The organism is Micromonospora fiedleri, assembly GCF_016774385.1.
In the GTDB taxonomy this organism is placed as follows: domain Bacteria; phylum Actinomycetota; class Actinomycetes; order Mycobacteriales; family Micromonosporaceae; genus Micromonospora; species Micromonospora gifhornensis.
Window position 1 is genome coordinate 1 of the sequence record NZ_JAETXL010000070.1, and the last position, 461, is coordinate 461.

General features: G+C 77.0%; 1 pseudogene. It reads left to right on the forward strand.

Features of this window, described 5'->3' with window-relative positions:
- Positions 1-201: 201 nt before the first annotated feature.
- Positions 202-461 (forward strand): annotated as a pseudogene (locus tag JMF97_RS30675) (bifunctional 3-(3-hydroxy-phenyl)propionate/3-hydroxycinnamic acid hydroxylase); the annotation flags it as partial.

Genomic DNA, 461 nt, shown 5'->3' on the forward strand with positions numbered 1-461 from the left:
GGGCGGGGGGGGGGAGGGCGGGAGCGGGGACGGGGGTGGGGGGGGGGGGCGCGCGGGGGAGGGATAGGGAGGCGGGCCGGGCGCGCGGGCCGCCCGGCACGGCCTGGAAACCCGGTGTTTCTGAAAAAAAGCGAGAGGGGGATAAGAGACAGGGGGGGGCACACCGGGGCGAGGGCGGACACCAGCGTCCGGCTCGGACGGGTGTTCCTGGCCCGCAGCCGTCCCGCCGCGTGGCTGCGGGACACCGCGCTGCGGGCGGTGCAGACCGTGCCCCGGGTCCGCCGGTTCGTGCGGCGGTTCGAGTTCAAACCCCTGCCCGCGTACGACCGGGGCCTGTTCGCCGGTGGGCGGCGCCACGGTGCGGTGGGCACGATGTTCCCGCAGCCCCGGGTCACCGTGGCCGGGTCGGCGGACCCGGTCCTGCTGGACGAGGTGCTCGGTGCCGGATTCGCCCTGCTGGG